Source organism: Ruminococcus albus AD2013 (assembly GCF_000526775.1).
GTDB classification, from domain to species: domain Bacteria; phylum Bacillota; class Clostridia; order Oscillospirales; family Ruminococcaceae; genus Hominimerdicola; species Hominimerdicola alba_A.
Map to the genome: position 1 here is coordinate 3067568 of NZ_JAGS01000001.1, position 25737 is coordinate 3093304.

At 45.6% G+C, this 25737-nt stretch carries 30 protein-coding genes and 6 tRNA genes; 16 read left to right on the plus strand and 20 right to left on the minus strand.

The window, feature by feature from the left end; genetic code table 11:
* Positions 1-32: 32 nt before the first annotated feature.
* Entirely contained in the window at positions 33-1025 is a 993-nt protein-coding gene (locus tag N773_RS0113705; protein WP_024858317.1) for a LacI family DNA-binding transcriptional regulator, read from the minus strand.
* Positions 1026-1169: 144 nt separating this feature from the next.
* Positions 1170-1979, minus strand: a complete 810-nt coding sequence (locus tag N773_RS0113710) for an MBL fold metallo-hydrolase (protein ID WP_024858318.1) — start codon at positions 1977-1979, stop codon at positions 1170-1172.
* A gap of 240 nt (positions 1980-2219) precedes the next feature.
* On the opposite strand from N773_RS0113710, the gene hisC reads away from it, so the two are divergent.
* The 5 genes from hisC to tsaD are packed head-to-tail and all read left to right on the plus strand — an operon-like array spanning position 2220 to position 6052.
* On the plus strand, positions 2220-3287 hold the full coding sequence (hisC, locus tag N773_RS0113715; protein WP_024858319.1) for a histidinol-phosphate transaminase: 1068 nt from the start codon (positions 2220-2222) through the stop codon (positions 3285-3287).
* Between the two features lie 5 nt (positions 3288-3292).
* On the plus strand, positions 3293-3823 hold the full coding sequence (locus N773_RS0113720; protein WP_024858320.1) for a class I SAM-dependent methyltransferase: 531 nt from the start codon (positions 3293-3295) through the stop codon (positions 3821-3823).
* Positions 3817-4251 (plus strand): ribosomal protein S18-alanine N-acetyltransferase, encoded by a 435-nt coding sequence (rimI, locus tag N773_RS0113725; RefSeq protein WP_024858321.1) that lies wholly within the window; start codon positions 3817-3819, stop codon positions 4249-4251. The genes N773_RS0113720 and rimI overlap by 7 nt, the downstream gene beginning before the upstream one ends.
* 14 nt (positions 4252-4265) lie before the next feature.
* Positions 4266-5006 carry a GNAT family N-acetyltransferase gene (locus N773_RS0113730; protein WP_024858322.1) on the plus strand — a complete coding sequence of 247 codons (741 nt, stop codon included), beginning with the start codon at positions 4266-4268 and terminating at the stop codon, positions 5004-5006.
* A gap of 29 nt (positions 5007-5035) precedes the next feature.
* A complete protein-coding gene (tsaD, locus tag N773_RS0113735; RefSeq protein ID WP_024858323.1) occupies positions 5036-6052 on the plus strand; it encodes a tRNA (adenosine(37)-N6)-threonylcarbamoyltransferase complex transferase subunit TsaD in 1017 nt (338 codons plus the stop codon).
* Positions 6053-6155: 103 nt separating this feature from the next.
* Here tsaD and N773_RS0113740 read toward each other — a convergent pair whose 3' ends face one another.
* From N773_RS0113740 to nrdD, 8 genes are all read right to left on the minus strand, one after another.
* Positions 6156-7010 (minus strand): IS3 family transposase, encoded by an 855-nt coding sequence (locus N773_RS0113740; RefSeq protein ID WP_043537868.1) that lies wholly within the window; start codon positions 7008-7010, stop codon positions 6156-6158.
* Complete coding sequence (locus N773_RS20290) at positions 7007-7444, minus strand: helix-turn-helix domain-containing protein (protein ID WP_024858325.1); 438 nt, start codon at positions 7442-7444, stop codon at positions 7007-7009. Before N773_RS20290 ends, N773_RS0113740 begins: the two co-directional genes overlap by 4 nt.
* Before the next feature lie 53 nt (positions 7445-7497).
* Positions 7498-9036: an IS1182 family transposase gene (locus tag N773_RS0113750; RefSeq protein ID WP_043537869.1), complete on the minus strand. Its 1539-nt coding sequence runs from the start codon at positions 9034-9036 to the stop codon at positions 7498-7500.
* 210 nt (positions 9037-9246) lie between these two features.
* Positions 9247-10161, minus strand: a complete 915-nt coding sequence (locus N773_RS0113755; RefSeq protein ID WP_024858327.1) for an NAD(P)/FAD-dependent oxidoreductase — start codon at positions 10159-10161, stop codon at positions 9247-9249.
* Between the two features lie 4 nt (positions 10162-10165).
* Entirely contained in the window at positions 10166-10474 is a 309-nt protein-coding gene (gene trxA, locus N773_RS0113760; protein ID WP_024858328.1) for a thioredoxin, read from the minus strand.
* A gap of 5 nt (positions 10475-10479) precedes the next feature.
* Positions 10480-10929: a MarR family winged helix-turn-helix transcriptional regulator gene (locus tag N773_RS0113765; RefSeq protein ID WP_024858329.1), complete on the minus strand. Its 450-nt coding sequence runs from the start codon at positions 10927-10929 to the stop codon at positions 10480-10482.
* Positions 10926-11465, minus strand: a complete 540-nt coding sequence (locus N773_RS0113770; RefSeq protein WP_024858330.1) for a glutathione peroxidase — start codon at positions 11463-11465, stop codon at positions 10926-10928. The genes N773_RS0113765 and N773_RS0113770 overlap by 4 nt, the downstream gene beginning before the upstream one ends.
* A gap of 257 nt (positions 11466-11722) precedes the next feature.
* Entirely contained in the window at positions 11723-11995 is a 273-nt protein-coding gene (nrdD, locus tag N773_RS0113775) for an anaerobic ribonucleoside-triphosphate reductase (RefSeq protein ID WP_024858331.1), read from the minus strand.
* 459 nt (positions 11996-12454) lie between these two features.
* Between nrdD and N773_RS0113780 the strand changes: the two genes are divergently transcribed.
* The 3 genes from N773_RS0113780 to N773_RS0113790 all read left to right on the plus strand — a co-directional run bounded on the left by N773_RS0113780 (position 12455) and on the right by N773_RS0113790 (position 14759).
* Entirely contained in the window at positions 12455-13798 is a 1344-nt protein-coding gene (locus N773_RS0113780) for a PepSY1/2 domain-containing protein (RefSeq protein ID WP_242840393.1), read from the plus strand.
* 16 nt (positions 13799-13814) lie between these two features.
* The gene (gene rbr / locus N773_RS0113785) at positions 13815-14417 is read left to right on the plus strand and encodes a rubrerythrin (RefSeq protein WP_051454291.1); all 603 of its coding nucleotides are present in this window, start codon (positions 13815-13817) and stop codon (positions 14415-14417) included.
* A gap of 132 nt (positions 14418-14549) precedes the next feature.
* Positions 14550-14759, plus strand: a complete 210-nt coding sequence (locus N773_RS0113790; protein WP_024858334.1) for a DUF1858 domain-containing protein — start codon at positions 14550-14552, stop codon at positions 14757-14759.
* Positions 14760-14831: 72 nt separating this feature from the next.
* Here the strand turns inward: N773_RS0113790 and N773_RS21350 are convergent, their stop codons facing one another.
* Positions 14832-17798 (minus strand): putative bifunctional diguanylate cyclase/phosphodiesterase, encoded by a 2967-nt coding sequence (locus tag N773_RS21350; protein ID WP_024858335.1) that lies wholly within the window; start codon positions 17796-17798, stop codon positions 14832-14834.
* Positions 17799-18233: 435 nt separating this feature from the next.
* On the opposite strand from N773_RS21350, the gene queD reads away from it, so the two are divergent.
* From queD to queF, 5 genes are read left to right on the plus strand one after another with little or no spacing between them, the layout of a single operon-like run.
* Positions 18234-18656 (plus strand): 6-carboxytetrahydropterin synthase QueD, encoded by a 423-nt coding sequence (queD, locus tag N773_RS0113800; RefSeq protein ID WP_024858336.1) that lies wholly within the window; start codon positions 18234-18236, stop codon positions 18654-18656.
* Complete coding sequence (gene queE, locus N773_RS0113805; protein WP_431602475.1) at positions 18616-19332, plus strand: putative 7-carboxy-7-deazaguanine synthase QueE; 717 nt, start codon at positions 18616-18618, stop codon at positions 19330-19332. Before queD ends, queE begins: the two co-directional genes overlap by 41 nt.
* 3 nt (positions 19333-19335) lie before the next feature.
* Complete coding sequence (folE, locus tag N773_RS0113810) at positions 19336-19896, plus strand: GTP cyclohydrolase I (protein WP_024858338.1); 561 nt, start codon at positions 19336-19338, stop codon at positions 19894-19896.
* An 8-nt stretch (positions 19897-19904) separates the two neighbouring features.
* Entirely contained in the window at positions 19905-20591 is a 687-nt protein-coding gene (queC, locus tag N773_RS0113815) for a 7-cyano-7-deazaguanine synthase QueC (RefSeq protein WP_024858339.1), read from the plus strand.
* Entirely contained in the window at positions 20588-21091 is a 504-nt protein-coding gene (queF, locus tag N773_RS0113820) for a preQ(1) synthase (protein WP_347495427.1), read from the plus strand. Before queC ends, queF begins: the two co-directional genes overlap by 4 nt.
* Before the next feature lie 68 nt (positions 21092-21159).
* Here the strand turns inward: queF and N773_RS0113825 are convergent, their stop codons facing one another.
* The 9 genes from N773_RS0113825 to N773_RS0113865 all read right to left on the minus strand — a co-directional run bounded on the left by N773_RS0113825 (position 21160) and on the right by N773_RS0113865 (position 22984).
* A complete protein-coding gene (locus N773_RS0113825) occupies positions 21160-21501 on the minus strand; it encodes a phenylpyruvate tautomerase MIF-related protein (RefSeq protein WP_024858341.1) in 342 nt (113 codons plus the stop codon).
* Positions 21502-21513: 12 nt separating this feature from the next.
* Complete coding sequence (locus N773_RS0113830) at positions 21514-22041, minus strand: nitroreductase (protein WP_024858342.1); 528 nt, start codon at positions 22039-22041, stop codon at positions 21514-21516.
* A 213-nt stretch (positions 22042-22254) separates the two neighbouring features.
* Positions 22255-22325 (minus strand) — tRNA-Trp (locus N773_RS0113835).
* A 14-nt stretch (positions 22326-22339) separates the two neighbouring features.
* Positions 22340-22410, minus strand: a tRNA-Cys gene (locus N773_RS0113840).
* A 13-nt stretch (positions 22411-22423) separates the two neighbouring features.
* Positions 22424-22495: transfer RNA gene (locus N773_RS0113845), tRNA-Gln, on the minus strand.
* 6 nt (positions 22496-22501) lie between these two features.
* Positions 22502-22574 (minus strand) — tRNA-Phe (locus N773_RS0113850).
* Between the two features lie 4 nt (positions 22575-22578).
* Positions 22579-22650: transfer RNA gene (locus tag N773_RS0113855), tRNA-Gln, on the minus strand.
* Positions 22651-22653: 3 nt separating this feature from the next.
* Positions 22654-22732: transfer RNA gene (locus N773_RS0113860), tRNA-Asp, on the minus strand.
* A gap of 24 nt (positions 22733-22756) precedes the next feature.
* Complete coding sequence (locus tag N773_RS0113865) at positions 22757-22984, minus strand: helix-turn-helix domain-containing protein (protein WP_024858343.1); 228 nt, start codon at positions 22982-22984, stop codon at positions 22757-22759.
* Positions 22985-23464: 480 nt separating this feature from the next.
* On the opposite strand from N773_RS0113865, the gene N773_RS0113870 reads away from it, so the two are divergent.
* The 3 genes from N773_RS0113870 to N773_RS0113880 all read left to right on the plus strand — a co-directional run bounded on the left by N773_RS0113870 (position 23465) and on the right by N773_RS0113880 (position 25538).
* On the plus strand, positions 23465-23953 hold the full coding sequence (locus N773_RS0113870; protein ID WP_024858344.1) for an amidase domain-containing protein: 489 nt from the start codon (positions 23465-23467) through the stop codon (positions 23951-23953).
* Positions 23954-24058: 105 nt separating this feature from the next.
* Positions 24059-24730, plus strand: a complete 672-nt coding sequence (locus tag N773_RS0113875) for a class I SAM-dependent methyltransferase (protein WP_024858345.1) — start codon at positions 24059-24061, stop codon at positions 24728-24730.
* 13 nt (positions 24731-24743) lie between these two features.
* The gene (locus N773_RS0113880; RefSeq protein ID WP_024858346.1) at positions 24744-25538 is read left to right on the plus strand and encodes a hypothetical protein; all 795 of its coding nucleotides are present in this window, start codon (positions 24744-24746) and stop codon (positions 25536-25538) included.
* Positions 25539-25737 lie beyond the last annotated feature (199 nt).

The window sequence follows — 25737 nt, forward strand, 5'->3', positions numbered from 1 at the left end:
TTCACACAGTTTCATATTCGATTTTGTATATTTCAGCCAATACGGTTTGTTGACTCTCTTTCTATGATATCATACTCCAGCTGAACTATACGATGTACCTCGCTGGTCTTTTTCATTTCAGCGAGAAGCATATTGGCACCTTCTCTGCCTGCGGTCTTATAGTGGAGATGCACCGATGACAGCGACACATAAAGCACCTTATCGAAGCGCGAATCTCCAACCGCACCGATCATAAGGTCTTCGGGGATACGGATACCGTTCTCGCGACAGTACAGCATAGCACCTGCGGCGATATTATCCGTTGCACAGAACAGGCAGTCGGGCTTTTCTCTGCCCGAAAACAGATGCTTTGCTTTTTCGTAGCCCGAATCCATGCTGAATCTCGCTATCTCGCAGAATTTCGGATCAAGAGTAAGTCCCGCATCGAGGACGGCTTTTTCAAATCCGATTCTGCGGTCTTTTCCCGCCGCCATATCCTCGGGGTTCGCGCCGATGAAAGCAGGACGTTTTGCGCCCTTGTCAAGCATGAGTTTCGTCATGTTATAAGCCGCGCCAAGATCGTTGTGACATACGCAATTGAAGCCTTTAAGCTTCTGGCCGACTATTATTGTGGGTACTCGCATCTTGGCAAGCAGTGAACGATGCAGGTCGGTTATGACACCTGCAAGAAGTATAACTCCGTCTACGCGGTTCTGCCTGAACAGTTCAAGTGAACTTATCTCGCGGTTATAGTCGTTGGACGTATTCACCAGAAGAAGTTCAAAGCCTTCCTCGCCCAGCACCTCACCTATGCCCTCGGTTATCCTTGCTATACTTTCACTGGAAAGTTTAGGCAGTATGACACCTACCAGCTTTGTCACCTTTGAACGCACTGTCCGTGCTGAATAACTCGGCACATAGCCTGTTCTCTCGATAGCCGCTTCTATCAGAGCGCGTTTATCATCTGAAAGATAGCCGTCGTTGAAATATCTGCTGACTGCCGATACCGATACACCTGCTTCTTTGGCAAATTCCGAAATATTCATACCGCACCTCCTGATATGATATTGATTTCATATATTATACCACATCTTTCAGCGAAAGTAAATATGACACATAAAATGTTTACATCTGAAAACTAATATTTTAATCTGAAAAAGCACCGCATGATAACTACGGTGCTTTTCACTCTATATCACTTTTTCGCCGCTGTGCAGGGCAATAAGTTTATCGCCCATTATGGTCTTCATCAAATCAAATGCAGGTATACCTGTGCAGTGTCCGCTGTAAAAGACGGTATCCATCTGAACAAGTTCTCGGGCTGTCTGCATGATGACAGCTTTTTCTTCATCGGTGTGCTCACCGTCATTTTTCATCATGTGGAAACCTGTGATAACATAATCTGGAACGCCGCTGAATATCTCCTTATACTTGTCGAGGATATTCAGTATCCCGTTATGCGAACAACCCGACAGCAGCCAGCGTTTGCCCTCCTGTTCAATAACAAGACATTGTTCGTGGGCGAAATCGTCCTGCACTTTCTCGCCGCCCTCATCACGCAGGAGCTTTCTGTTGCCCTGCGGATAGCATCTTCTGCCTGTTATCCCGCTGAACAGGAAAAGTTCATCATCAAGTCTGACATCGCCTTCGATAAGGCGTACATTCGGCAGAGCTAAGATATCTTTGTCGATACCGATGTACCGCTCACCATTATAATGGGGCTCGGCGGCGGACTTCTGCATGATTATCTGCGCGGTATTGTTTATCCGCGAAAACGGCATTATCCCGCCCGAATGGTCGTAGTGCCCGTGGCTGAGTATGACGGTATCCACCGCAGTCAGGTCTATGCCGAGAACTTCGGCATTTTTTACTGCTGCGTCTGTCTGCCCGCAGTCCAGCAGAAGCTTGTGCTTTTCAGTTTCGATATATACCGATAATCCGTGTTCTGCGATACAGCCCTCATGTCCGCAGGTATTTTCAACAAGAGTTACTATCTTCATTATCATTTGTTCTCCTTTCGTGTGTATGTTGATGATATCATATTAGTGCTATGATGTCAAGTTAAAAAGCGGTGCACTTTTTTCACAAAAAAGAAGTCTGCCTATTGACATATATGCCGAAGCGTGATATACTGTTTATGTTGATAGCATGGTAATACTTTACTATGCTGAATTTGACAGAGGAACATCGTTGTGATATAATAAATTAAGATATGCCCGAATTGTAAGGAGTGCATTTAAATGAGCGAAAAACTTTGGAGAAAAAACCTGATAAACATCGAGCCATATGTGGCAGGCGAACAGCCTAAAAACGAGAACATAATCAAGCTGAATGCAAACGAGAATCCCTATCCCCCTTCGGCGGGTGTGCAGGAAGTCCTGCGCAAAAAGGATATTTTCGACCTGAAAAAATATCCTTCCGCAGACGCTGTGCCGCTGAAAGCCGCCCTTGCGGAAAGATACGGGCTCGCTCCCGAAAATGTGTTCTGCGGCAACGGCTCGGACGATGTGCTCGCAACGGCTTTCAGAGCATTCTTCAACTCGGATAAACCTATATTCTACCCCGATATAACATACAGTTTCTATCCTGTATGGTGTGAGCTTCTGAAAATACCCTATGAGACCAAGCCTGTTGACGGCGACTTCCTTATAAATGTTAAGGACTTCTACCCCGAAAACGGCGGTGTTGTTATACCCAACCCAAATGCACCCACTGCTATCGGCGTGGGCAAGGATTTCATCATCGACCTGCTTGAACACAACCGCGATGTAATTGTCATCATCGATGAGGCTTATGTGGATTTCGGACGTTACAGCTGCGTTGAACTTATCAAGGAGTACGATAATCTCATAGTTACCCAGACATTCTCCAAGTCACGTTCGCTGGCTGGCATGAGGATTGGCATGGCATTCGCACAACCCGAGCTTATCAGCTATATGCATGCGGTCAAGGATAGCTACAACAGCTATCCACTGGATCAGCTGGCTATCGAAACAGGTATCGCAAGCCTTAACGATGAGAAATACTTCCGCGATACTGTTGAAAAAATAAAGGCTACCCGCGACCGTTCAGCAAAGGCTTTCAGGGAGATGGGCTTCAAAGTCACCGACAGCGAAACAAATTTCCTGTTTGTTTCGCACCCCGATATCCCCGCCGAGGAGATATTCACCTACACCAGAGAAAAAGGCATATTCATTCGTTACTTCAAAAAACCCGTTATCGACAAATGGCTGAGAATAACCATCGGCACGGACGAACAGATGGATAAGCTCATCGCCGCTGTTAAGGAGTGTATCGAAAGCAGGTGAACTTTATGTTTCTTGAATACGCCGTCAAGCTGAAAAATGCGATGAACAGGCGAAAGGAAGAAAATGAACACTATGCTGCTGTAAGGCAATACATAAATGCGCCCGAAGGGGGAAAACTGCTGGATATCGGTTTGGGCAGCGATATCATGCTGCAAAAACTCAGCGATAAAGGGCTTGACCTTTACGGGGTGGATATATCTGCCGCTGACCGAGACAGAAGTATCGACGAAATAGCACTGATGGGTCAGGCGAATATTGAAGAACTACCCTATTTCGATAATTTTTTTGACTGCGTGACCACGCTCCATACTCCGCCTTTGTGGAAAGACAAAAAAGCCGCTCTCACCGAGATCCTCAGAGTGCTGAAGGATGGCGGACGGTTTGTGTGCTTATTCACATTTGACAATGATACAGGTCTTGGGACACCTCCCCGCGCATTGAGAGAAAAAGCAAGGCAGGCAGGCTTTGAGAATGTCGCGGTAAAGATACTGCGGTCAGAGGGTTCATATCTGCTGATAGGAGAAAAGCCATGCTGAAAATAGTACCCATGACAGAGGATAACGTGGCAGAAGCAGCGGCACTTTCTGCTGCCTGCCTGAAAGAAGCCTGGAGCGAGGAAGTCTGTCGGGCACAGCTGACAAATCCGAATGACCGCACTCTGCTTGCATATGCGGACGGCAAAGCGGCGGGATTTCTCAGCTGCTGGTACATTGCTGGAGAAGCCGAGATAAACAATATCTGCGTTCTGTCCGAATACCGCAGACGAGGCATAGCGCGGGCGATGTTCGCAGAGATTTTTGCATTACTTACCGAAGCCGAAAGCTGGGTGCTTGAAGTCAGAGAGTCGAACTCGGCAGCGATTGCGCTTTATGAAAGTCTGGGTTTTGAAAAGGCGGGAGTGCGCAAGAATTTTTATGACGACCCGACTGAAAATGCCGTTATAATGACTAAACAAAGCACCTGAACATGAGGTGAATCATGACTGTATTCAGGAAGATACCACAAAACAGTTACTGTGATTTTATTCAAACCGCCGAAAATATCCCTTTCGGGAAGATTTATCCCCTGTCGCTCGCCGAGGGCAGACAGGCGGGAGATATCTATACCAACGGAAAGGCTGTGCTGTTTCATCACCTTTGCGGTTTCGGTCATATCGCGGGATCGGCTGACGATGCCTTTATAAATAGTATAAAAGAACTTATGCTGAACTGCGGTCGGCGACTGGTGCTGTTTGCTGATAACGCTATCGCAGAAAAGTTCGGAGAGGAGTTTGCTGTCAGCGGCAGACTTTTCTTTGAGTACAGAAAGTCAACACCGCCCGAGTATTTTCTGCCCGATGGCTACAAACTTGAAAAGCTGGACAGCGGGCTGATTTCACAGATGGCGGGACGTATCGTTCCTGCCTTTTCATGGGAAAGCACCGAAAACTTCCTTGCGGGAGGAACAGGCTACTGTGTAACATTTGATGGCAGACCTGCGGCATGGGCTTTTTCAGCTGCGGTAAGCGGAATAGAAGTCGATATAGGCGTTGAAACTGATCCCGCACACCGCAGGAAAGGTCTTGCCTTTATCGCGGCGGCGAAAACTATCGAAGACATACTTGAAAGCGGCAGAACACCTGTATGGGCTTGCCATTCGGAAAATACAGGTTCGGCAGGACTTGCGCAGAAACTCGGTTTTTGCAAAACAGCGGAATGCTGTGTCATACATAAACGCTGAACGGGCTGATGCCCAATACGGAGGATAATATGAAGATCTTAGGAATAGAAAGCTCTTGCGACGAAACAGCCATATCCGTTACCGAAAACGGCAGGACTGTGCTTTCAAACATCGTCGCTTCACAGATAGATGAACACAGGCTGTACGGCGGAGTGGTGCCCGAAATAGCTTCGCGCCGCCATGCCGAAAATATCTCATGGGTGGCAAAAGCCGCACTGGAAGAAGCAAACTGCACCATGGATGACATCGATGCAATAGCTGTTACCTATGCACCCGGGCTGATAGGCGCACTTCTGGTTGGTGTAAGTTTTGCCAAGGGACTTGCTATGAGCACCAAAAAGCCCCTCGTGCCTGTGCACCACATCGCGGGACACATCGCTTCAAACTACATCACTCACCCCGACCTTGAACCGCCATATCTTTGCCTTGTGGCTTCGGGCGGGCATTCCCATATAGTTGAAGTAAAGGATTATACCCACTACCATGTTGTAGGCAGAACACGAGATGATGCGGCAGGAGAGTGTTTCGACAAAGTAGCGAGAACTCTGGGCTATGAATACCCGGGCGGAAAGTTCATCGATGCCGCCGCAAAACTGGGCGACCCCAAAGCCTATGATCTTCCCAAGCCCCGCGTGCAGGGCAGTGAGTACGACCTCAGCTTTTCGGGACTGAAGACCGCGGTGATAAACCTTGTACACAATGCCGAACAGAAAGGTGTACCCATAGACCGTGAGGGTATGGCGGCTTCTTTTCAGGCTACTGTTGCAAAGGCACTGGTGGACAAGACCATGCTTGCCGCTGAACATCTCGGCTACAAGACCATAGGTCTTGCAGGGGGCGTCTCGGCAAATTCGGGCGTAAGAGAACTTCTGCAAAAGGAATGCGATAAGCGCGGGTTCAAGGTATATATGCCTGAGCTTAAATACTGCGGCGATAACGGTGCTATGATATCCTGTCAGGGCTATTACGACTTCCTGGCAGGAAAACGTGCCGATGGTTCGCTCAACGGAATCGCCACACTTTCACTTGATGCCATATCCGAATAACGCTATCATCTATATGACATAAAAATCAAGCTCGGAGAAAACTCCTGTATGAACCGCACCACATTGTGCGTACATCACCAAAAAGCCCCTATGGCAAATTAAATCAAGCAACGAACTGGCTTCGCAATTCAAGCGGAGTCAGTTTTGTTTTGAGTTGTATACGCTGATGATTGTAGAAATAGATATAATCATCAATGAGATGTCTAGCTTCGGCGAATGTCTTGATCTTAGTCCTGTAAATGCATTCTGTTTTCAAAATGGAGAAAAAGTTTTCAGCCAAAGCGTTATCATATGGATTTCCACGTCTTGACATTGACGGCGTAATGTGGTATGCTTTGGTTAGGTTAAAATACGGTTGTGAAGTGTATTGAAACCCTTGGTCACTGTGGAGCTGCAACTCCCCGGTGACCTTTTCCTTTCTCTTGGCAGCTTTAATCGTGTTCAGAACAAGGTTTATGTTCTGAACCGTCGATGTCTTGTAAGCAACTACACTTCGGTCATACAGGTCTCTGATGACCGAGAGATACAGAAATCCCTGTGCAGTCTTTATGTAGGAAATATCGGTTACCCACTTCTGATTAGGTCTGTCCGCGTGGAAATCTCTGTTGAGCAGATTATCGTATCTGTGCAGAGCATGACTGTAATTGCAGTATTTTCTTCTCCTGACAACAGAAAGAAGGCTGTATTTGTTCATAACACGCAGAATGGTCTTTGGGTTATGATGAATGCCTTTGCGTTCAAGCCATATAGCTACACGACGATAACCATATGTCTGCTTAGTTTCCTGCTGACATTCACGAATAAGTTCTGACAGCTCCAGATCCCTTGCAGGCTTGTCCATGCGTTTAACAAAGCCATAATAACCGCTTCTTGACACGCCAAGTATCCTACACATCTCGCTTATGCTGTACTTATCCTTATGACGATAGATAACTCGGTGCTTTACTTCCGGTCTCACTTCCTTTCTGTAAGCGAGAGAAAATCCCGCATAAGTTCATTCTCCATTTCAAGAGCTTTGATCTTCGCATCCTTACGAGCTATGATATATTTCAGCTCATTGACTTTATCTGTCTCGGTGTACTTATCGTTTTTTGACGGACGACCTTTCCTTCTCAAAACAATACCGGCAGCTAACTTTCTTTGCTTCTCATTATACCGGGTGATGAAATTATGTACTTGTTTTTGTGAGAAGCCAAGCCGTTCTCCAATTTGTCTTAATGTCAATCCTTGTTTCTTTAATTCAAGTATCTCTTTTTCGTACTGTTGTATGCGTCCGTAACTTCTTGTCATAACAAAAGGGGGTGTTGCAATCGCAGCACCCTCTAACCATATCCGAACATCAGAGTAAAAAAACATATTTACTGGTGAAATAAGCTGTTTCAGTGCGCACACCCCCAAGCCCTCTTCAAAAAAGAGGACTCGGGGGTGTTATGTTCTGCTGGTTTTTATGCCGTTTTCAGTTCAAAAAGAGAAATTCCAAGTCGGTTTTCTGAGATCTTAGCAAAAAGCTTCTTTATGTTGTATGCAAGTCCCAGCAAAAGGAACTCCGTTCTGATGTTATTTTTGCCCCTGCACAGGAATCTTCTGAAGCCGTGATCATGTTTCAGCACTCCGAATACGCCTTCAGCCTGTATGCTTCGGTTCATTCTGAGCTGTCTTCCGAATTCGGTCGTTATATTTTCCAGGCTTTCTGTTCTCAGTTCTTTGAACTTATGCGATATAGCAAGCGTCTTGTTTCCTTTTGCTTTTGTACAATTCTGTTTGTAGGGACAACCTTCGCAGCTTTCACATATGTACAGTGCTTTCTCCGAAATGAATCCGGTCTTCGTTTTCTCATGCTTTGTACCGATACGCCACAGTATCCTTCCTGCCCTGCATACGAATATATCGCCAAGTTCGTGGTATTCCATATTCTCGGGTCTGCCGTATTTTGTACGGAAGTTCCGCTTTTTGCTCTGCTCATAATTTACGGGTTTTATATATGAGGTCATGTTATGTGATCTGAGATAAAGATAGTTCTCCTCGCTCTCATATCCTGCATCACAGATGATGTTTTTCAATACAAACAACTCAAGACTGTTAAGCTTTTCAAGAAACGGGATCAGCGTATTTACATCGCTCCGTTCGCTTGAAACGTCTATACCTACAATATACTCGCCTTCCACCGCAGCCTGTATGTTGTATCCGGGTTTCAGCTGACCGTTTCTCATATGGTCTTCCTTCATGTGCATGAATGTTGCATCGGTATCTGTCTTTGAAAAGCTGTTTCTTCCGTCAAAAAGGCTGTTATATTGTTCGTACTGTTGTATTTTCTGCTGATATCCCTCAAGCTTTTCAAGTGCTTTCTGATATACTGATTTATGATGTCCTTTTCCGTAAACTCGTTCAATACCAAATTTTATCATAAGTGAAGAAAGTGTACCGATCATATCCGAAACTGGCGTATTTTCGGGGAATCTCACACCATAAGCATAATTTATCTCATCAAGTATCTCAGGCAGTTTTACTCGCAGTTTCTGTTCGTTTTTGGATACAGACTTCTTCCAGACGAATGTATATCTGTTTGCATTAGCTTCGATCTTGGTGCCATCAATGAACAGGTTCTTACCGCTTATCTCTTTCATATTCAAAAGATACTTTACAACAGCGTAAAACACACGCTCAATCTGTTCTCCCATTTTCTGTCGAAATCTTGAGATAGTGCTGTGATCCGGAGCTCCAAAGCCATCGAGAAGCCACATGAAATGGATATCCCTTTTGCAGAGCTGTTCAATCTTACGGCTTGAAAAAGAGTCGTTCATGTAGCCGTAGATGAGTATCTTCATCATGATATCCTCGGGTATGGCGCCATTCCACTTGCTTACTATCGTGTATTCTTCTTTTTGATAGATCTCATCTATAACATTGCTCAATACTCTGACAGGTGAGCTTTCTTCGATGTAGATCTCATAATTCATGTTAAGACGCACTTGACAATTTCTCATTTTTGTGGTACAATCCTTTCGTTGGTTTGATGTTATATTTGCAATTACATTATACCACAAAATGAGACGCCTGGCACTACCTTTTTGGTGTGTCAGGCGTCTTTTTCTTTGTTGGGGCTGCAACAGCCCCCTCTTTTTGTCATTGTACGTTTTTACTGGTGCGGTTCAGTAACAGAGGTTTTCTCCGAGCTTTTCGTATATGAGGTTAAGTTATGCCTTTTTCTCATTGAGGTACTTTACTGCTGCCATAGCTGCAACTGCGCCGTCTGCGGCGGCTGTTACAAGCTGACGCACTTCCTTGACGCGGTTGTCGCCTGCGACGTATATGCCCTCGGTCTTGGTCAGGCAGTTTTCGCCCGCAACTGCATAGCCCTTGTCATCAAGGTCTATCACTGACGAGAAATTCTGGTTCTCTGGCACTCTGCCAACTGCCACGAACAGACCGCTTGCGCTTATATCACGCACACTGCCGTCCTTTGCAGTTATCTCGATAGCTTCCAGAGCGTTTTCGCCTTTCAGTGCAGTTATATCGCTGTTAAGAAGTATCTCAACATTTTCACGTTCTTTCAGACGCTCGTATTCAGCCTCAGCGCCGCGAAAACTGTTCAGCTTATGCACAAGGTATACTTTCTCAACAACATCAGCGAGATAAAGTGCGTCCTCAAGTGCGACTCTTGTTCCGCCTGCCACAGCAACTGTTTTACCGCGGAAGAAAGCACCGTCACAAGTAGCGCAGTAGCTTACACCCTTGCCGAGAAGTTCGTCCTCGCGGGCAACACCCAGTTTGCGCTTATCGGAACCTGTCGCTATTATGACAGTACCTGCATGGTAGCTTGCGGAAGGGGTGTTGACCTGCTTGTACTCACCCTTATCCTCGATGCTTACAGCCTTTTCAAATACGAACTCGGCTCCCAGTGCAGTTGCCTGCTCGTAAAGGCGCATCGCAAAGTCAAATCCCGAGATATGGGGTGCAGTGGGATAATTCTCGATGCTGTGAGCATTTACGATCTGTCCTCCGAAGCTTGCAGCTTCAAGCAGAAGCACTGTCTTATTTGCGCGTCTTGCATAAACTGCGGCTGTCATGCCCGCAGGACCTGCACCTATGATAACTACATCGTAATTCATAGTATCACCTCAAAAGTTCTTCGATAGCGCCCTTTCCACGGAAACCTATGCTGCGCTTTGTTTCTGCGCCGTCCTTGAAAGCGATAAGGCAGGGTATGGAAGATATACCGAACTGAGCAGCAAGATCGCCCTCATCATCAACGTTTACGCTTACTACCTTTATATCCTCGCGTTCAGCTGCTATCTCTTCCAGCACGGGTGCAAGCATCTTGCAGGGACCGCACCAGTCAGCGTTAAAATCTACCAGAACAAGTTTGTCGGACTTCAGTACCACATTTTCAAAATCTGCTGTTGTTACCTTAATTACTGCCATAACAATCACTCCTTTTCAGTACTTTCAATATTTCTGAGAATTTTCATTATCAGCCCGCCGAGGACTGCACCCTCTTCGGGGGTCAGACCTATGCAGCATCTCATCTGCTCAGGTACTGACAGTGCTTTGTCTTTCAGTGCAGAACCTTTCTCAGTCAGCACTATATTAAGACTTCTCTCATCTGTTTCACTGCGTGTACGGGAGATATACCCTTTGCTCTCCAGCTTTTTCAGCAGAGGTGTGAGAGTGCTGGGGTCGAGCATAAGCGTATCGCCTATCTGATGAACGGTACAACCGTCCTGTTCCCACAGGAACATCATCACCACGTACTGGGTATAGGTAAGGTCGAGATCTTCCAGTAGGGGGGTATATTTTCTCGTTACTTCCTTAGCACAGAGGTACAGCGGGAAGCAAAGTTGATTTCTAAGGCGTATAGCTTCGTATTTATCGCTCATATATATTTCTTGATCTCCTTTTTAAGATCTTCGGGTTTGGTGGTGGGTGAATATCTGCCAACTACATTTCCATCGCGGTCAACCAGGAATTTGGTGAAATTCCACTTGATATCACCTTTGTTCTTGCAGGTAGTGCTGAGTTTCTCAACGCCCATCATTATAGTCTTGTTTGCAAGACCGTTTACGCTGTCGTCAGCCATCTGTGATTTCAGGAAAGTGTACAGAGGAAGCTCGTTTTCGCCGTTGACCTCAGATTTTGCAAATCTTGGGAAAGTGGTGTTGTAGGTCATGGTGCAGAACTCGTGGATCTCATCATCGTTGCCGGGCGCCTGATGTCCGAACTGGTCGCAGGGGATATCCAGTATCTCAAGACCCTTGTCTTTGTATTCCTTATACAGCTCTTCAAGACCTTTATACTGGGGAGTAAATCCGCAGCCCGTTGCTGTGTTGACTATCAGCAGCACCTTGCCTTTAAGTTCGGCCAGACCAAACTCACTGCCATCTTTTCTTTTCAGTACGTTCTCATAGATTGTCATAATCGGTTCCTCCTTGTAGTCTTAAAAATGTCGTATGCGAATTATTTTTATGCGATTTATTTGTGTACAAACAAAATATACCACACTTTTCTCCGATTGTCAATAGTCTTTACAAATTGTTTACATTTATATTTTCCCCACAGTGTACCGGAATATACGAACAGGTACTAAAACATACGAAAGGACAGAAAAAAGCCGTCCCGCATAAACGGAACGGCCTCTGCCAATAAAAAACAAATTATTAAAATTAAAAGTACTTAGCTTACTACGCCGTGTTTAACTCTGTCTTCAACTTCGCTGCGCTTAGCATCATTGAAACGATCAAGAGTACCGACCAGATAACCTGTGATCCTTCTTATCCTCTGGAAAGGTACAGCAGAGAAATGGTAGTCCACTTCAGCATAATCGCCGTCAAGTGAAATATCTATGGAATCAATAGCCTTACCGGGATAAAGGTCATGAGCTCTGGATATATATGCCTGCTTTTCTTCTTCGGTAAGCTCACCGTTCTTAACATTTACGTTTATCATGGAACATTCCTCTTTTCTGCATTATGTTGTATTGCGTATATAATCATAGCACAAGATGTTGTATTTGTCAAGCACTTAATCGATTAAATATGCACAATAACACAGTGTATTTTTTGGAAGAGTTCACGAACGACGGTTCATATTTTTGTATGATACGTGAGAGCGTCAGCTGTAATAACGCGGAGTTTCGGGGACAGCAGGGCATTGTTAAAAAATCCACGATTTGAAGATAGGCACATAGTCAGACACTATATATTGTGTCCGCGGGCAAGTGTCTTTGAATATAGCACCAATGTCTGCGGAAAGTGCATATTTTCATGGCTTTCAGCCATAATATAGTAAACGCCATTAATTTCAAGACATTCAGCGCTCACAGCCACAAAAATCACAGCGTCTGCAAGCGCTGAATGCAGAAATTATAATGTCGTTAACTATAACCTCAAATAAAGTAAAGGACTGATGCTTTTGTCTATCACAAAACGAGGACTTATCAAACTATCTTTGATATCATTTTCGGCAGTTGCGGCACTTTCGGTGAAGAACATCATGCTGATGAAACGTGCCGATTCTGCTGAGCGTGCGGTGAACAATTCCTATACCGCCGCCGTCGAAGAACTTGCAGGCAGCTGTGAGGATATCACCAACGTGCTTGAAAAACAGCTGTATTCAGGTTCGGGGCAGGTACAGCAAGCCCTTGCCGCCGACCTCTGCCGTGAAGCTTCTGCCGCAAAATCCGCACTGGCAAGGCTGCCCGTGGGTCAGCTGGACCTTGAAAACACCTATAAGTTTCTCTCTCAGGTGGGAAATTATTCGATGTCGCTTTCAAAAAAACTGCAAAACGGCGAAAAACTTACAGCTGAGGAATACAGCAGTATCTCGAAGCTTTGCAGTTTTTCAAAGATACTGAGCGACAGACTGTGGGAACTTGAGGGCGAAGTCGCCTGCGGAGAACTGTGCTTTGAACAGGCTGAGGGTTTTATGGCTGACGAAGAACCGCCCCATGTTACAGAAGGCTTTACCGATTTTGAGGGAAGCTTTGACGATTATCCCAAACTGATATACGACGGACCATTCTCCGACAATATCCTTGAACAGACCCCGCGTATGACTGAAAACGCCGCAGAAGTGAGCAGGGACTACTGCCTGCAGAAGGCGGCTATGGCTCTGGATATCAGCCTTTCCGACCTGACACAAAGTTCGGATGTCGGCGGAAAAATGCCTGCATGGCGGTTTTCCGATGATGAAGGCGGAGTGTTCTGCGAAGTGACAAAAAACGGCGGGTATATCTCATATTTTCTGAATATGCGCAATGTTGACGCCTCAAAACTCGGCAAGGATACAGCTGTCGGGAAAGCGGAAGAATACCTCGACCGCTTGGGGATACTTTCAATGGAGATGACCTACTACGAGATACAGAACAATGTGATGACAGTGAATTTCTGTTACAGTGACCTTGGCAAACGTATATATCCCGACCTTGTTAAAGTCTCGGTAGCTATGGACAACGGTGATATACTGGGCTACGATGCCCGAGGATTCCTGACGAACCATCACAAGCGTGAATACGATGACAAGCTGTGTTCGGTACTGCGGGCCAAAGAAGAAGTATCGCCAAAACTAAGTGTTATCAGCCACCGCACAGCTGTGATACCCACCGACGGCGGCGGTGAAGTCCTCTGCTACGAATACACCTGTCGTGCGGGAAACGGACGTAAAGTGCTGGTATATATCAATGCTGTAACCGCCAGGGAAGAGCAGGTGCTTCTTCTTGAAGAAAATGAAAACGGCACACTGACCATCTGATGAAAGGGGAATTATTATGGAAATGGCTAATTCAAAAACCAAAGAAAACCTTATGAGGGCATTTGCAGGCGAAAGTCAGGCGCGTAACAGGTACACCTTTGCACAGAAAAAGTTTGCATCAAGTGATTACGCAGTTTCAGAGCTTTTCCGCTTCACTGCTGAGCAGGAGAGGGCACACGCACAGGTGTTTTACGAGTATTTAAAGGAATTCTCGGGACAGCAGTTACAGGTCTGCGGCGACTACCCTGTGGATATAAGCGATGATCTTCTTACAATGCTTGAAATGTCCGCAAAGGACGAGCACCATGAATCCGAGGTGATTTATCCCGAATTTGCCCGCATAGCCCGCGAGGAAGGCTTTACCGACATCGCGCGGAGCTTTGAGAACATCGCAAAGATAGAAAATGCCCATGCTGAAAGGTTTGCTGCATTTGCCGACCTTATCCGCCGCGGACAGCTTTATAACTCCGAGGAGGAAGAAATCTGGGTATGTATGAACTGCGGCTTTATAATGACAAGCACTCAGCCGCCCGAACAATGCCCTGTATGTGATGTGCCGCAGGGGTACTATATCAGGCTGAAAATGACCGAATGGGGCATTGATAGTAACGGGTTCTGAACACCCTGAAACTGTGCTGTTGTGAACAAATTCTAAAGTATACCGAAATAATCCAATTTTTATTTCCGGGCATCTTTACTTTTGCAAAATTATGTGTTATAATATATCAAAACCGAAAAGGAGGAATTCATAATGGCATATTCAGTAACTAAGGATACAGTTATCGGCGATATCCTCGATACAGATTTTGACGTTGCTCCCCTGTTTCTTGAAATAGGTATGCACTGTCTGGGTTGCCCCGCTTCAAGAGGCGAGACTATCGAGGAGGCTTGCGCTGTTCACGGAACAGACGCTGATGCACTGGTTGAAAAGCTCAACGCTCATTTTGCAGCAAAGGCTTGATATCGAACACAAAACGGCTGCGGCGGATATTATCCGTCACAGCCGTTTTTTATTTTGTAAGCTGACTGATCATCAGGCCACAGCCGACTTTTTTACACCTAGGATCAGCTTTTCACCGTCATCTTCACGTATCATTACCGCTCTTGCTGTCACAGGAAGCGGTCCGTCTTTTGTTACTATGCTGTACTTTATTGTGAAGCTGCCATCCTTTTCGATACAGCTCATTACGTTTTCTTTTGTGAACTGACTTTTGAATCTCTCATGGTCTTCCTCACTTATTATCTTAGCGCAGGTCTCTCTGCTTGTTTTGAAGAACTCATTGCCGCACTTTGCAAGACCATAGCTTTTGTACAAATTTGAAGCACTGTATTCCACATATTCCTCGGTAACGGGGTCGATGTTATACAGGCAGATATAGTCGCCTGAAAGCGCCATGATACGAGAAAATACAGCTTCGTTGCGGTGCATCTTTTCAAGCATAAGATTCTTTTTCATTTGCTGATCCACATTTCGTGTACCTACTATGATATGGTCAGGATCATGCTGCATAGGCATTGCTTTCATGCTCATATATACGAGATCATTTTCTTGTTTCAGCCTGTAGTTTATATTGAAAGTACCCTGCTCTTTAAGACTTTTTAAAATGTTCTCCATGGTGAAAACTGACAGGAATTCTTCAATGTCATCGCTGTACAGATATTTTAGAGCTTCCGAATGGCTCGTCGCAAAGAAATTTTTACCGTGTCTTTCGAGTGCGAGTTCGTCATTACCCTGTTTAGAACTGTATTCCATGAAATCCTCGCTTGTGAGATCAACATAGTAAAGGCTTGTAAAATCCGCAGCCAGCGCTCTTGCGATATTTTCATAGGTGGTTCCCTTGCTGTTGTCCCTTACAGAAAGGACTGCAACAGAAACGGCGTATGTGCCGTTGGGATTAACGGCTATCCTGTGCATACAGGAGTGTACGGTCACACTGCCCATCTGCTCATCAACAAGGAAAGTATCATTGTCATGCCGGCATTTAAGCAGAGCTTTCAGGAAAGAAGATTTTTCATCAAGGGTGGTCTCACCGTAGTTGAAAGGATTTTCGCTTATACTCATACCAAAGATCCTCTGCATAAATACTCGGTAAGAGCTGTTTGATCGGGCAAAGCGCACAAGACCGTCTGCTTTCACCTCGATGACTGCCATGGGTATAGTATCGAAATACTTATCAAGGCTGACATCCTCGCCCTGCGAGAATGAAGATATATCATGAAGACTTACCCTGCCCACGATATCGTAATACTGGGACTGTTCAGGGGCTTCAAACCCTATCTGTATGCCCTGAGCGTATTTTTCCAGTATCTTTTCAACAGGTATTGGCTTCTGATAATAGTATCCCTGAAGTTTTGCACAGCCTGCTTCCAGCAGGAATTTTGCCTGTTCCTCTGTTTCAACGCCCTCGCAGACTGTATCAAGTCCCAGTGCGTTTGCCATTCTCAGCAGCTCAGTGAGCATTATCTTGGATTTTGAGCCTTTATTGAACTGCTGCATGAATCTCATATCGAATTTCAGAAGGTCGAAGGGCATACGCTGAAGCATATCCAGTGAAGAATATCCGCTGCCAAAATCGTCCATCCATACCTTGAATCCAAGGGCGTGGAACCGTTCGACCTGATTTTTCATGAAATCAAAATTTTCTCCCAGAACGCTCTCGGTTATTTCTATCGTCAGCATACTGTGACTTATCCCCGCCTTGTCAACGCGGCGGCATATCTCGCTTACTATATCGCAGCTGTCGAAATCGGAACGCGAGAGATTTACGGACTGAGGCATAAGGTCAAGCCCTGCACCCGAAAGTGTTTTTATTTTCTGTAAAACGCACTCGACCACAAAAAGATCAAGCTTGTATATCAGTTTATGATCTTCCAGCACGGGAATGAAATCGCCTGGGGACATAAAGCCCTCAACTGGGTCTATCCATCTTGCCAGTGCCTCTTCATCGCATACCTTGCCGTTGACGGCGCGGACTATCGGCTGATAGTACACCTTTATCCAGCGTTCCTCTATCGCCTTGTCCAGATTTGCGATGATATACTGCTGTCTTTCCTCGGCGTCTTTCATCTTCATATCATAGTAGCTGAATTCTGATGAATAGAGATTTTTCAGCGTGTCACAAGCAAATTTAGCCCTGTCACACGCCATACTTGCTACTATGCCGTCGAACCAGTGCTTATATATACCTACGTGTATGGGCAGCGGCTGCACATCTTTCATGGCAGCACATTCCTCAAACAGAGTTTTCAGCTCTGTTTCAATGTCATCTGCTTTGGTTATGACTGCAAAATGATCCTGTCCCAGACGGCTGGCGTTCTCGTTGCCGAAACGCTTTGCAAGCATCCTTGAAAACGCCTGAAGAAGCTTATCGCCCTCAGCAAAGCCGAACTTGTGATTGTAATACTTCATGCCGCTGAAATCCATGTACAGCAGTGCGGGAGTACCGCCTTCCGCCTGGATCACCTGTCTTTTATTGGTAGCAAGCTCAAAGAAATATGTCATGCTCGGCAGACCGGTAAGATGATCGTAGTAGCTGGCTTTGAGCATACTGTCTTTGTACAGTGCCATCTTGAGCGAATCGCTCAGAAGTGAAACGTCCGCTTCATCTTCGCTGCAAACGCCCTCGTAGGTATACCACACCTGTGCCAGACGTACTCCCTCGTCTGTTCGGATATGTTTAGCCATAGCGTGTATGATCATATAACCTTTGCCATCTATTGCCTTTGAGCGATATATCACATCGTATCCTGCGTCCTCAACAGCGAATCTGTACGCTGCATCGGCTATGCGCCCTGCGTCATCGGGGTGAGTTTCCCTGTACATATCGTTAGCCATATCATAGTAAGCTTTTTCGAGGTCGTCGTAGCCGAAAAGATCGCGGAAGCCCTTTGAAAGTATCAGAGGAACTACTCGTTTATCAATAAACTGGTATATTGCAAAGGGGATATCTGCTTTTTCCATCAAAGCACGTTCATTATCAGTAAAGCGATATCTCTCCACCACAGTTCACCTCTCAGTCATTTGTAGCAATAATCGTGACATCACATAAAATTTATCACGATAAAAGATAGTTATTTATTATATTATAACAGATAACACAACATATGTCAATAATTTCGATAAAATTAATAAATATAACTTAATATTTTGTTCAAATTTCCGAAGCGTTGATAAGGGTATTATATACCTTAAACAGAATGGAATGTAAATGTTATGCGGATCCACGTAAAAATTTCGTTAAATGGCTTGACTTTGAGCTATGATGGTGTTATAATGTATCCCGACAGTTCGCTTGCGCCATCCTGTCATATGCCTGCAAAGGGCATAGAAACAAAACCAGGGCACATAATGGTATTCGCTTGGGTCGATAGACTCATGCCGATATTCTGTGCGCCTGCATTTTTTTGCGGACGCATTATTTTTTTGGAGGATAAAATGTATCATCTTAAAACAGAAGCACATTTTGACAGCGCACATTTTCTTGCGGGATACAACGGAAAATGCGCTAATATACATGGTCACAGCTGGAAGATCGAAGCTGAGATATCGGGCAGTGAGTTACAGCAGGCGGGCGAAAAGCGCGGTATGCTGATAGATTTCGGCGACTTTAAAAAAGCTGTCCGCGGGCTTGCTGATTCTTTTGACCATACGCTTATATATGAAAAAGGAAGTCTTAAAGCGGCTACCCTTGCCGCACTGAAGGACGAAGGATTTTCCATTACCGAGGTGGATTTCCGCCCGACTGCGGAGAACCTTTCAAGGCATTTTTACGATATGCTGACCGCACAGGGACTTCCCGTAAGCAGGATAACGGTTTATGAAACTCCCGAAAACTGCGCTTATTATGAGGGTGAATGACATGGGTACATTCAAACTTGCTGAAAGCTTCGTAAGCATAAACGGCGAGGGCAGATCTGCAGGTGAACTGGCGCTGTTCATGAGATTTGTTGGATGTAACCTGCAATGCGACTGGTGTGACACCAAGTGGGCTAACGGCGCGGAGGCTCCATATACCGAAAAGACGGTCGGTCAGCTTGCAGAGATCGCAAGATCTGCCGCTGAGGAATACGGTCTGCACCGCGTGACCCTCACAGGGGGCGAACCGCTTTTGCAGAAAGATATCGCCGAACTGATAAACTCACTGAATGACATCGGGATAGATGTTGAGATAGAAACAAACGGCTCGGTGGCGATATCGCCTGTGGCTGAAAACTGCACTGTGCGCCCCGTATTCACAATGGACTACAAACTGCCTTCCAGCGGTATGGAAAGCCGTATGTGCCTTGAAAATTTCAGGCATCTGAAAGATAGCGATACGCTGAAATTCGTGTGCGCTTCAAGAGAAGACCTGGAACGTGCGGCATCTGTGCTTGAAAAGTACAAGCCTGTCTGCAAGGTGTATCTAAGTCCTGTTTTCGGACGTATAGAACCGAAGGATATGGTAGAGTTCATGAAAGAAAAAAAGCTTGGCAGGGTGAATCTGCAATTGCAGCTTCACAAGTTTATATGGGATCCCAATGAGAGAGGAGTCTGAATAATGGACAAGGAAAAGATAATGTTTCACATAAAAGGCTTGCTTGAAGCCATAGGCGAAGACCCCGAGAGAGAGGGCCTTAAAGAGACACCTGCCCGCGTTGCGAATATGCTGGCGGAAGTTCTGGAGGGTACCGCCTATACAAATCATGAGATCGCTGAGATGTTCGGCAAGACATTCACTTCCGAGGACATTGACGCCGATGAAGCCATCATCATGAAAGATATCACTGTGTTCAGCTACTGCGAACATCACATGGCGCTGATGTACGATATGACCGTTAATGTTGGTTATATCCCCCGCGGAAAAGTTCTCGGGCTGAGCAAGATAGCCCGTATCTGCGAAATGGCTGCTAAGCGTCTGCAATTGCAGGAAAAGCTGGGCAGGGATATCGCAGAGATAATTTCCGAGGCGGCAGGCACTCCCGATGTTGGTGTAAAGATATCGGGCTGTCACAGCTGTATGACGGCAAGGGGTATAAAAAATGCCTCCTCCCATACCGAGACACGCACATATCTCGGCACATTCAAGACAGACAGCGACCTGAAAAAATTACTTGACTGAGGTGTGGTATGAAAGCATTGGTATTATTCAGCGGCGGACTTGACAGTGCTACCTGTCTTGCTCTCGCCATAAAAAAATACGGCAAAGAGAATGTCACCGCCCTTTCGGTGTTCTACGGTCAGAAGCATGATAAGGAGATACAGGCTGCAAAAAATGTGGCAGAGTATTACGGCGTACCGCTGAAAACCCTCGACCTTGCGCTGATATTCGCAGATTCGGACTGCTCGCTTCTGACACAGTCCGACAAGGAGATACCCCACGAAAGCTACGCTGAACAGCTGACACAGACAAACGGTAAGCCCGTTTCAACTTATGTGCCTTTCCGCAACGGACTTTTCTTAGCTTCTGCGGCAAGCATAGCAATATCGCTGGACTGCGGTGTGATATACTACGGAGCTCACGCTGATGACGCGGCAGGCAACGCTTATCCCGACTGTTCACAGGATTTCAACAACGCCATGAACAGCGCAATAACTATCGGCAGCGGAGAACAGGTGCATATCGAAGCGCCTTTTGTTGGTCTTACAAAGGCTGATGTAGTTAAAATGGGAACAGAACTCGGTGTGCCTTACGAACTAACATGGAGCTGTTATGAGGGCGGCGAAAAGCCCTGCGGAAAGTGCGGCACCTGCATCGACAGGACTGCGGCTTTTGAGGCTAACGGACTTATCGACCCTCTGCTGAAAGGAGAATGAACATGGCAGGCAGAACAGAAAAAGAAAGAGGAAGCATATCGCTGCTTGGTAACAACAATACAAAGTACAGTGCAGACTACGCTCCCGAGGTACTGGAAACTTTCCCCAACAAGCACCCCGACCGCGATTATTTTGTGAAGTTCAACTGCCCCGAATTCACCAGCCTTTGCCCCATAACGGGTCAGCCTGATTTTGCGACCATATATATTTCTTACATTCCCGCCGAGAGAATGGTTGAGAGCAAATCACTGAAGCTGTATCTGTTCAGCTTCCGCAACCACGGCGATTTCCATGAGGATTGCGTGAATATAATAATGAACGACCTTATCAAGCTGATGGAACCAAAGTACATCGAGGTATGGGGTAAATTCCTGCCCCGCGGCGGAATTTCCATCGACCCTTACTGCAACTACGGCATAAAGGGCACAAAGTGGGAAGAGCTTGCATGGCAGAGACTTGCACAGCACGATATGTATCCCGAGCTTGTAAACAACAGATAGTCTTGCAAAAAAATCACCCCCGTATTCTCCTGTGAGAACGCGGGGGTATTACATTTATTGAAGATATATCAGAAGTTAGCGCCATTCCAGCCCCAGTCAGGGATATCGGTATAGCTTACGTAGATACGCGAAGGACTGATACCCAGCTCGTCACCGATTATCTCGGAAATCTTGCCTGTGAGTTTGTTTTTTGCAGATCTGTCAGCAGTGCCGTAGATGCTTACCTGCACCATAGCGGTAGGGTCGGAAGTACCCTTGAACCACAGCTTGTACTCAGGCTCGATACCCACCATGAGCCAGCTTTCGGACTTGCCGGGTATAGCGGTTATCGCCTGGCCCATAGCTGACTTGATGTTTTCTTCCTTATCAGCTGAAACAGCTGCGTTTGTTTTGATGTTGATGAAAGGCATAAAATGACCTCCTTATTTTATGTAATAGATGTAGTTTTCCTTGCGGGGCTTTTCTGCGGGGTAATCGCCCTTGATATGACCTACCACACAATGACCGATACCCTCGTAATCACCTGTTATGCCAAGCTTAGCCAGCAGTGCTTTGCCCTCTTCGGATTCAAATTCTTCCTTGGCACGGTGTATCCAGCAGCTGCCCAGACCCACATCGTGGGCTGCCAGCATGAGATTTCCCATAACAAGGCTTCCGTCGTAGATATATGTACCCACACTCTTATCTGCGAGTACTATTATAACAGCGGGTGCGCCGTAGAAAGGGTCAAAGCTCTCGTCCTTGCCCATAATGCGGGCATTCATTGCAGAAAGCTCATCGCGCACCTTTTTATCGGTAACGGCTATCATTATCGGGGACTGCCTGTTCATGCCCGTAGCGGCAAAAGTGCCTGCTTTCAGGATAGTTTCGAGCTGTTCCTCGGTGGGCATCTCGTCGGTGAAAGCCCTTACGCTTCTTCTGGTGATGATCTTGTCCATAACTTCACTCATAATAAAGCCTCCTTTGCGGTCTAAAAGCTTACCTATTTATTATATCACTTTTATGGGGTTTTCTTCTATCGGCTGAATGTACGAAATCCGACCATGTTATTTGTGTAAAAAAACGGCAGGGAGAGTAATTTTCGGACTAGCACAAACAGCCATAGCACTTCTGGTTTCAGATCAGAAATGCTATGGCTTAATTCTTTTATACTATATAATGAGCAGGAAAGCACAGGGTCGAACTGTGATCTGCAGTTTTGGAGACCGCCATTCTGCCATTGAACTACTTTCCTGTATTTTACTGTAAAGACTGTGACAGGGGTCGAACCTGCGCTGGCGGAGTTGCAGTCCGCTGCCTTGCCTCTTGGCTACACAGTCATATACTATCAAACTTCCGCTGAAAGATTTGAACTTTCACTTACGGCTTCAAAAACCGTTGTCCTACCTGTTAGACGAAACGGAAATATAGTGCCTTCGACAAGGATCGAACTTGTGACGCCGGGTTCTTCAGACCCGCGCTCTACCAACTGAGCTACAAAGGCAAAGTTTCCGCTGTAAGACTCGAACTTACATTTACAGTGTCAGAGACTGTCGTCCTACCTGTTAGACGAAACGGAAATATGGCGACTCCGACCGGGCTCGAACCGGCGATCTCCTGAGTGACAGTCAGGTGTTCTGACCAGAACTGAACTACGGAGCCGTATATCCTGCCAAAAAGGCAGGATCAATTTGTTATGATTATATTATCGATGGTCACACCGAGTATGTGTGCCAGAATTACCAGATTATCAACAGATGGCATAGCCTCGCCTCTCATCCATTTGAATATCGACTGCGGGGTGTTGAAGCCGTATACAGCCTGTATCTCGGATATTTTAAGGCCGTTCGCCTTGATGAGAGACTTTATGTTAGCCCCTGTTGCTTCCATATTTATAGTTGGTGCCGATGACATAAAAATGACCGCCTTTCTGATAAAATAATAAACCGCCTGTGAGCTTGCTTTGCACACAGACGGTTTTTGTTTTATCACAAGACGATCCAATGAACGCTATACGATATCCCAAATGTGAGGGCTTGAACAAACCGAACTGTCTGAGTGCAGCACAAGAAAGCTCTTATCTTGCTGCCAAGCAAAATCAAAGCTAAAATCACACTGGTAATCGTTAAAAGACTTCATTCTCATTGCTGATCTGTTCATTATAGCGTACATTGTTTTTCACCTCTTTCTTATAGTCCGGAGGTGAAAAAGTTCACCTCTTTCAGATAAAAATAATTCTTAAATATGATTTTCCTGAGCTTGTTTTCAGGAGTTATTTCCTTTGATGTGCTTATTCTATCACACTTGCATTGAAAAGTCAAGTAGCTTTGTAGGTTAGTATTGATCAAAAAACGCATCGCGAAAGCAACGCATAATATATAAAGGGGTGATAATATGAGAGAATATCCGCTGAACATCTCAGACGAAATAGAATACGCCCGCAGATGGGCTTTTTCACGGAATCCGTCATTCTATGATTTTGAAAATTCAGGCGGTGACTGTACCAACTTCGTATCACAGTGCATCTTCGCGGGGGGCGCAGTAATGAACTATACCCGCGATATTGGCTGGTATTATATCTCTCTGAATGACCGCGCCGCCGCATGGACAGGAGTGGAATACTTCTATCGGTTCATGGTCACGAACCGCGGCGCAGGACCTTTCGGTGAAGAAGTCAATATCAGCAAAGCCGCAGTAGGTGACGTGATACAGCTTGGAAGCAGTTCAGGATTCTACCATTCACTGCTTGTGACTTCTCTGTGCGGTGAACCCTGTGTGTCAGCCCATTCCTTTGATGCTTTCGACCGCCCGCTGTCATCATACTCCTTTGAAAAACTCAGATGCCTTCATATCATCGGTGCGAGAAAATGCTGTGCTCAGTGAAGATCTGTCGGCAATAGTGCGGTTGACGCATTAGTATCTATATGCTATAATTATCATCAACGGCAGATAATATCTGCCCCAAAAAAGAAAAGTGAGGTCATCAAAATGAATATAGAAAGTCAGTTCAATAGTATAGCTGAGGAGTACGATATCAACCGAAGAAAATTTATCCCCTGCTTCGATGATTTTTATATTGATACCACCGACTTTATCGCCGCGAATATCAAAGAACCGAAAAGCATCGTTGACTTAGGCTCTGGCACGGGACTGCTGGCATACTACTGGTATAAGCATTTCCCCGGATCGGATTATCTGCTCACCGATATCGCTGATGATATGCTCAGCGTTGCAAAACGCAGGTTTCAGGGGCTTGATAACGTGTCGTACCAAACCACAGATTATATAAAGGAACTTCCCGAAGTACCATTTGATACTGTGATATCCGCCCTTTCGATACATCACCTTGAACAATCGGAAAAGCAGGCGCTTTTCACAAAAATATATCAGGCTCTCCCCGCAGGCGGTATCTTCGTTAACTACGACCAGTTCTGCGCAGGGGATACCCGTCTCAATAAATGGTATGACAGCTTCTGGGAAGGTCAGCTCTATAACAGCGGGCTTACCGACCGAGATATCGAACTCTGGCTGGAGCGCCGCAAGTTCGATAAAGAGTGCTCGGTCGAGGACGAAACAGAGATGCTTAAAAACAGTGGATTCAGTACGGTGAAATGTATCTACGCTTATCGCAAATTCGCCGTCATCATCGCTATAAAATAGGATGGTAAATGACATGAACAGACTTATAATAACAGAGGGCTTGCCGTGCTCGGGCAAAAGCACGACCTCAAAATATATCGCAGATAAGCTTAACGCCATATTCGTTGACGAAGGAACAGGGTCACACCCCGCCGACTATGAATTCCATTCATTTGTGAGCAATACCGAGCTGAACACTTTTTCCAAGGAAGAACAGGGATTGATAAAAGAAAAGTCTGTCTCGCAGGGGGACGGTCATATTGTGTCCCTGAGCGGATTTGAGGGCGAACTTTTCGATAAACTGCTAAGATATAAGATATACGACTTTCTCCCATGGGAAACCGAAATGCCCTTGATGCTGGATAAATGGCGGGAATTCGTAAAGACCGTAAAGCCCGATGAAAGATATGTTTTCAATTGTGTGCTGCTGCAAAATCCCATGTGCGAGACCATGATTCGCTTCGGCTTTGATACAGACCGCTCCGCCGCGTATATACGCAGTATATGCGATATCATAAGTCCCCTGGAACCTTTTGTGGTCTATCTCCATTCGGGGGATATACGAAGTGCAATAGAGAAAGCTCTCCCTGAGCGCGGCACGGAATGGCTTAACAGCGTTATCGACTATCATTGTAACGGTGCTTACGGAAAAGCGAATAATATTATCGGATTTGAAGGCTATATCAAAGCCCTTGAAGAGCGTCAGAGAAGGGAAGTTGAGATACTCCGCACACTGAATATTCCTTATATTATCCTCTCCGATCCTCAGACCGACTGGCAGAAAGCGTACTCGCAGATAGAGCAGTGCCTTGAAAAATCTGCACCGTGAATATTTACGAGGCTTAACATATTCCATGGTTGATATTGATAAAAAACAGCTTAATAAAGTGTACGTATGAACTTCTTGTGAACGTACAGCGAACTTGTTTTTTGAAGACTATATTTAGCTAAAATTTTTACATATATGACTGGGCTTTGTTCACCAAAACCCGTTGACATTTGTAAAAAAAAATGTATAATTAAACTAA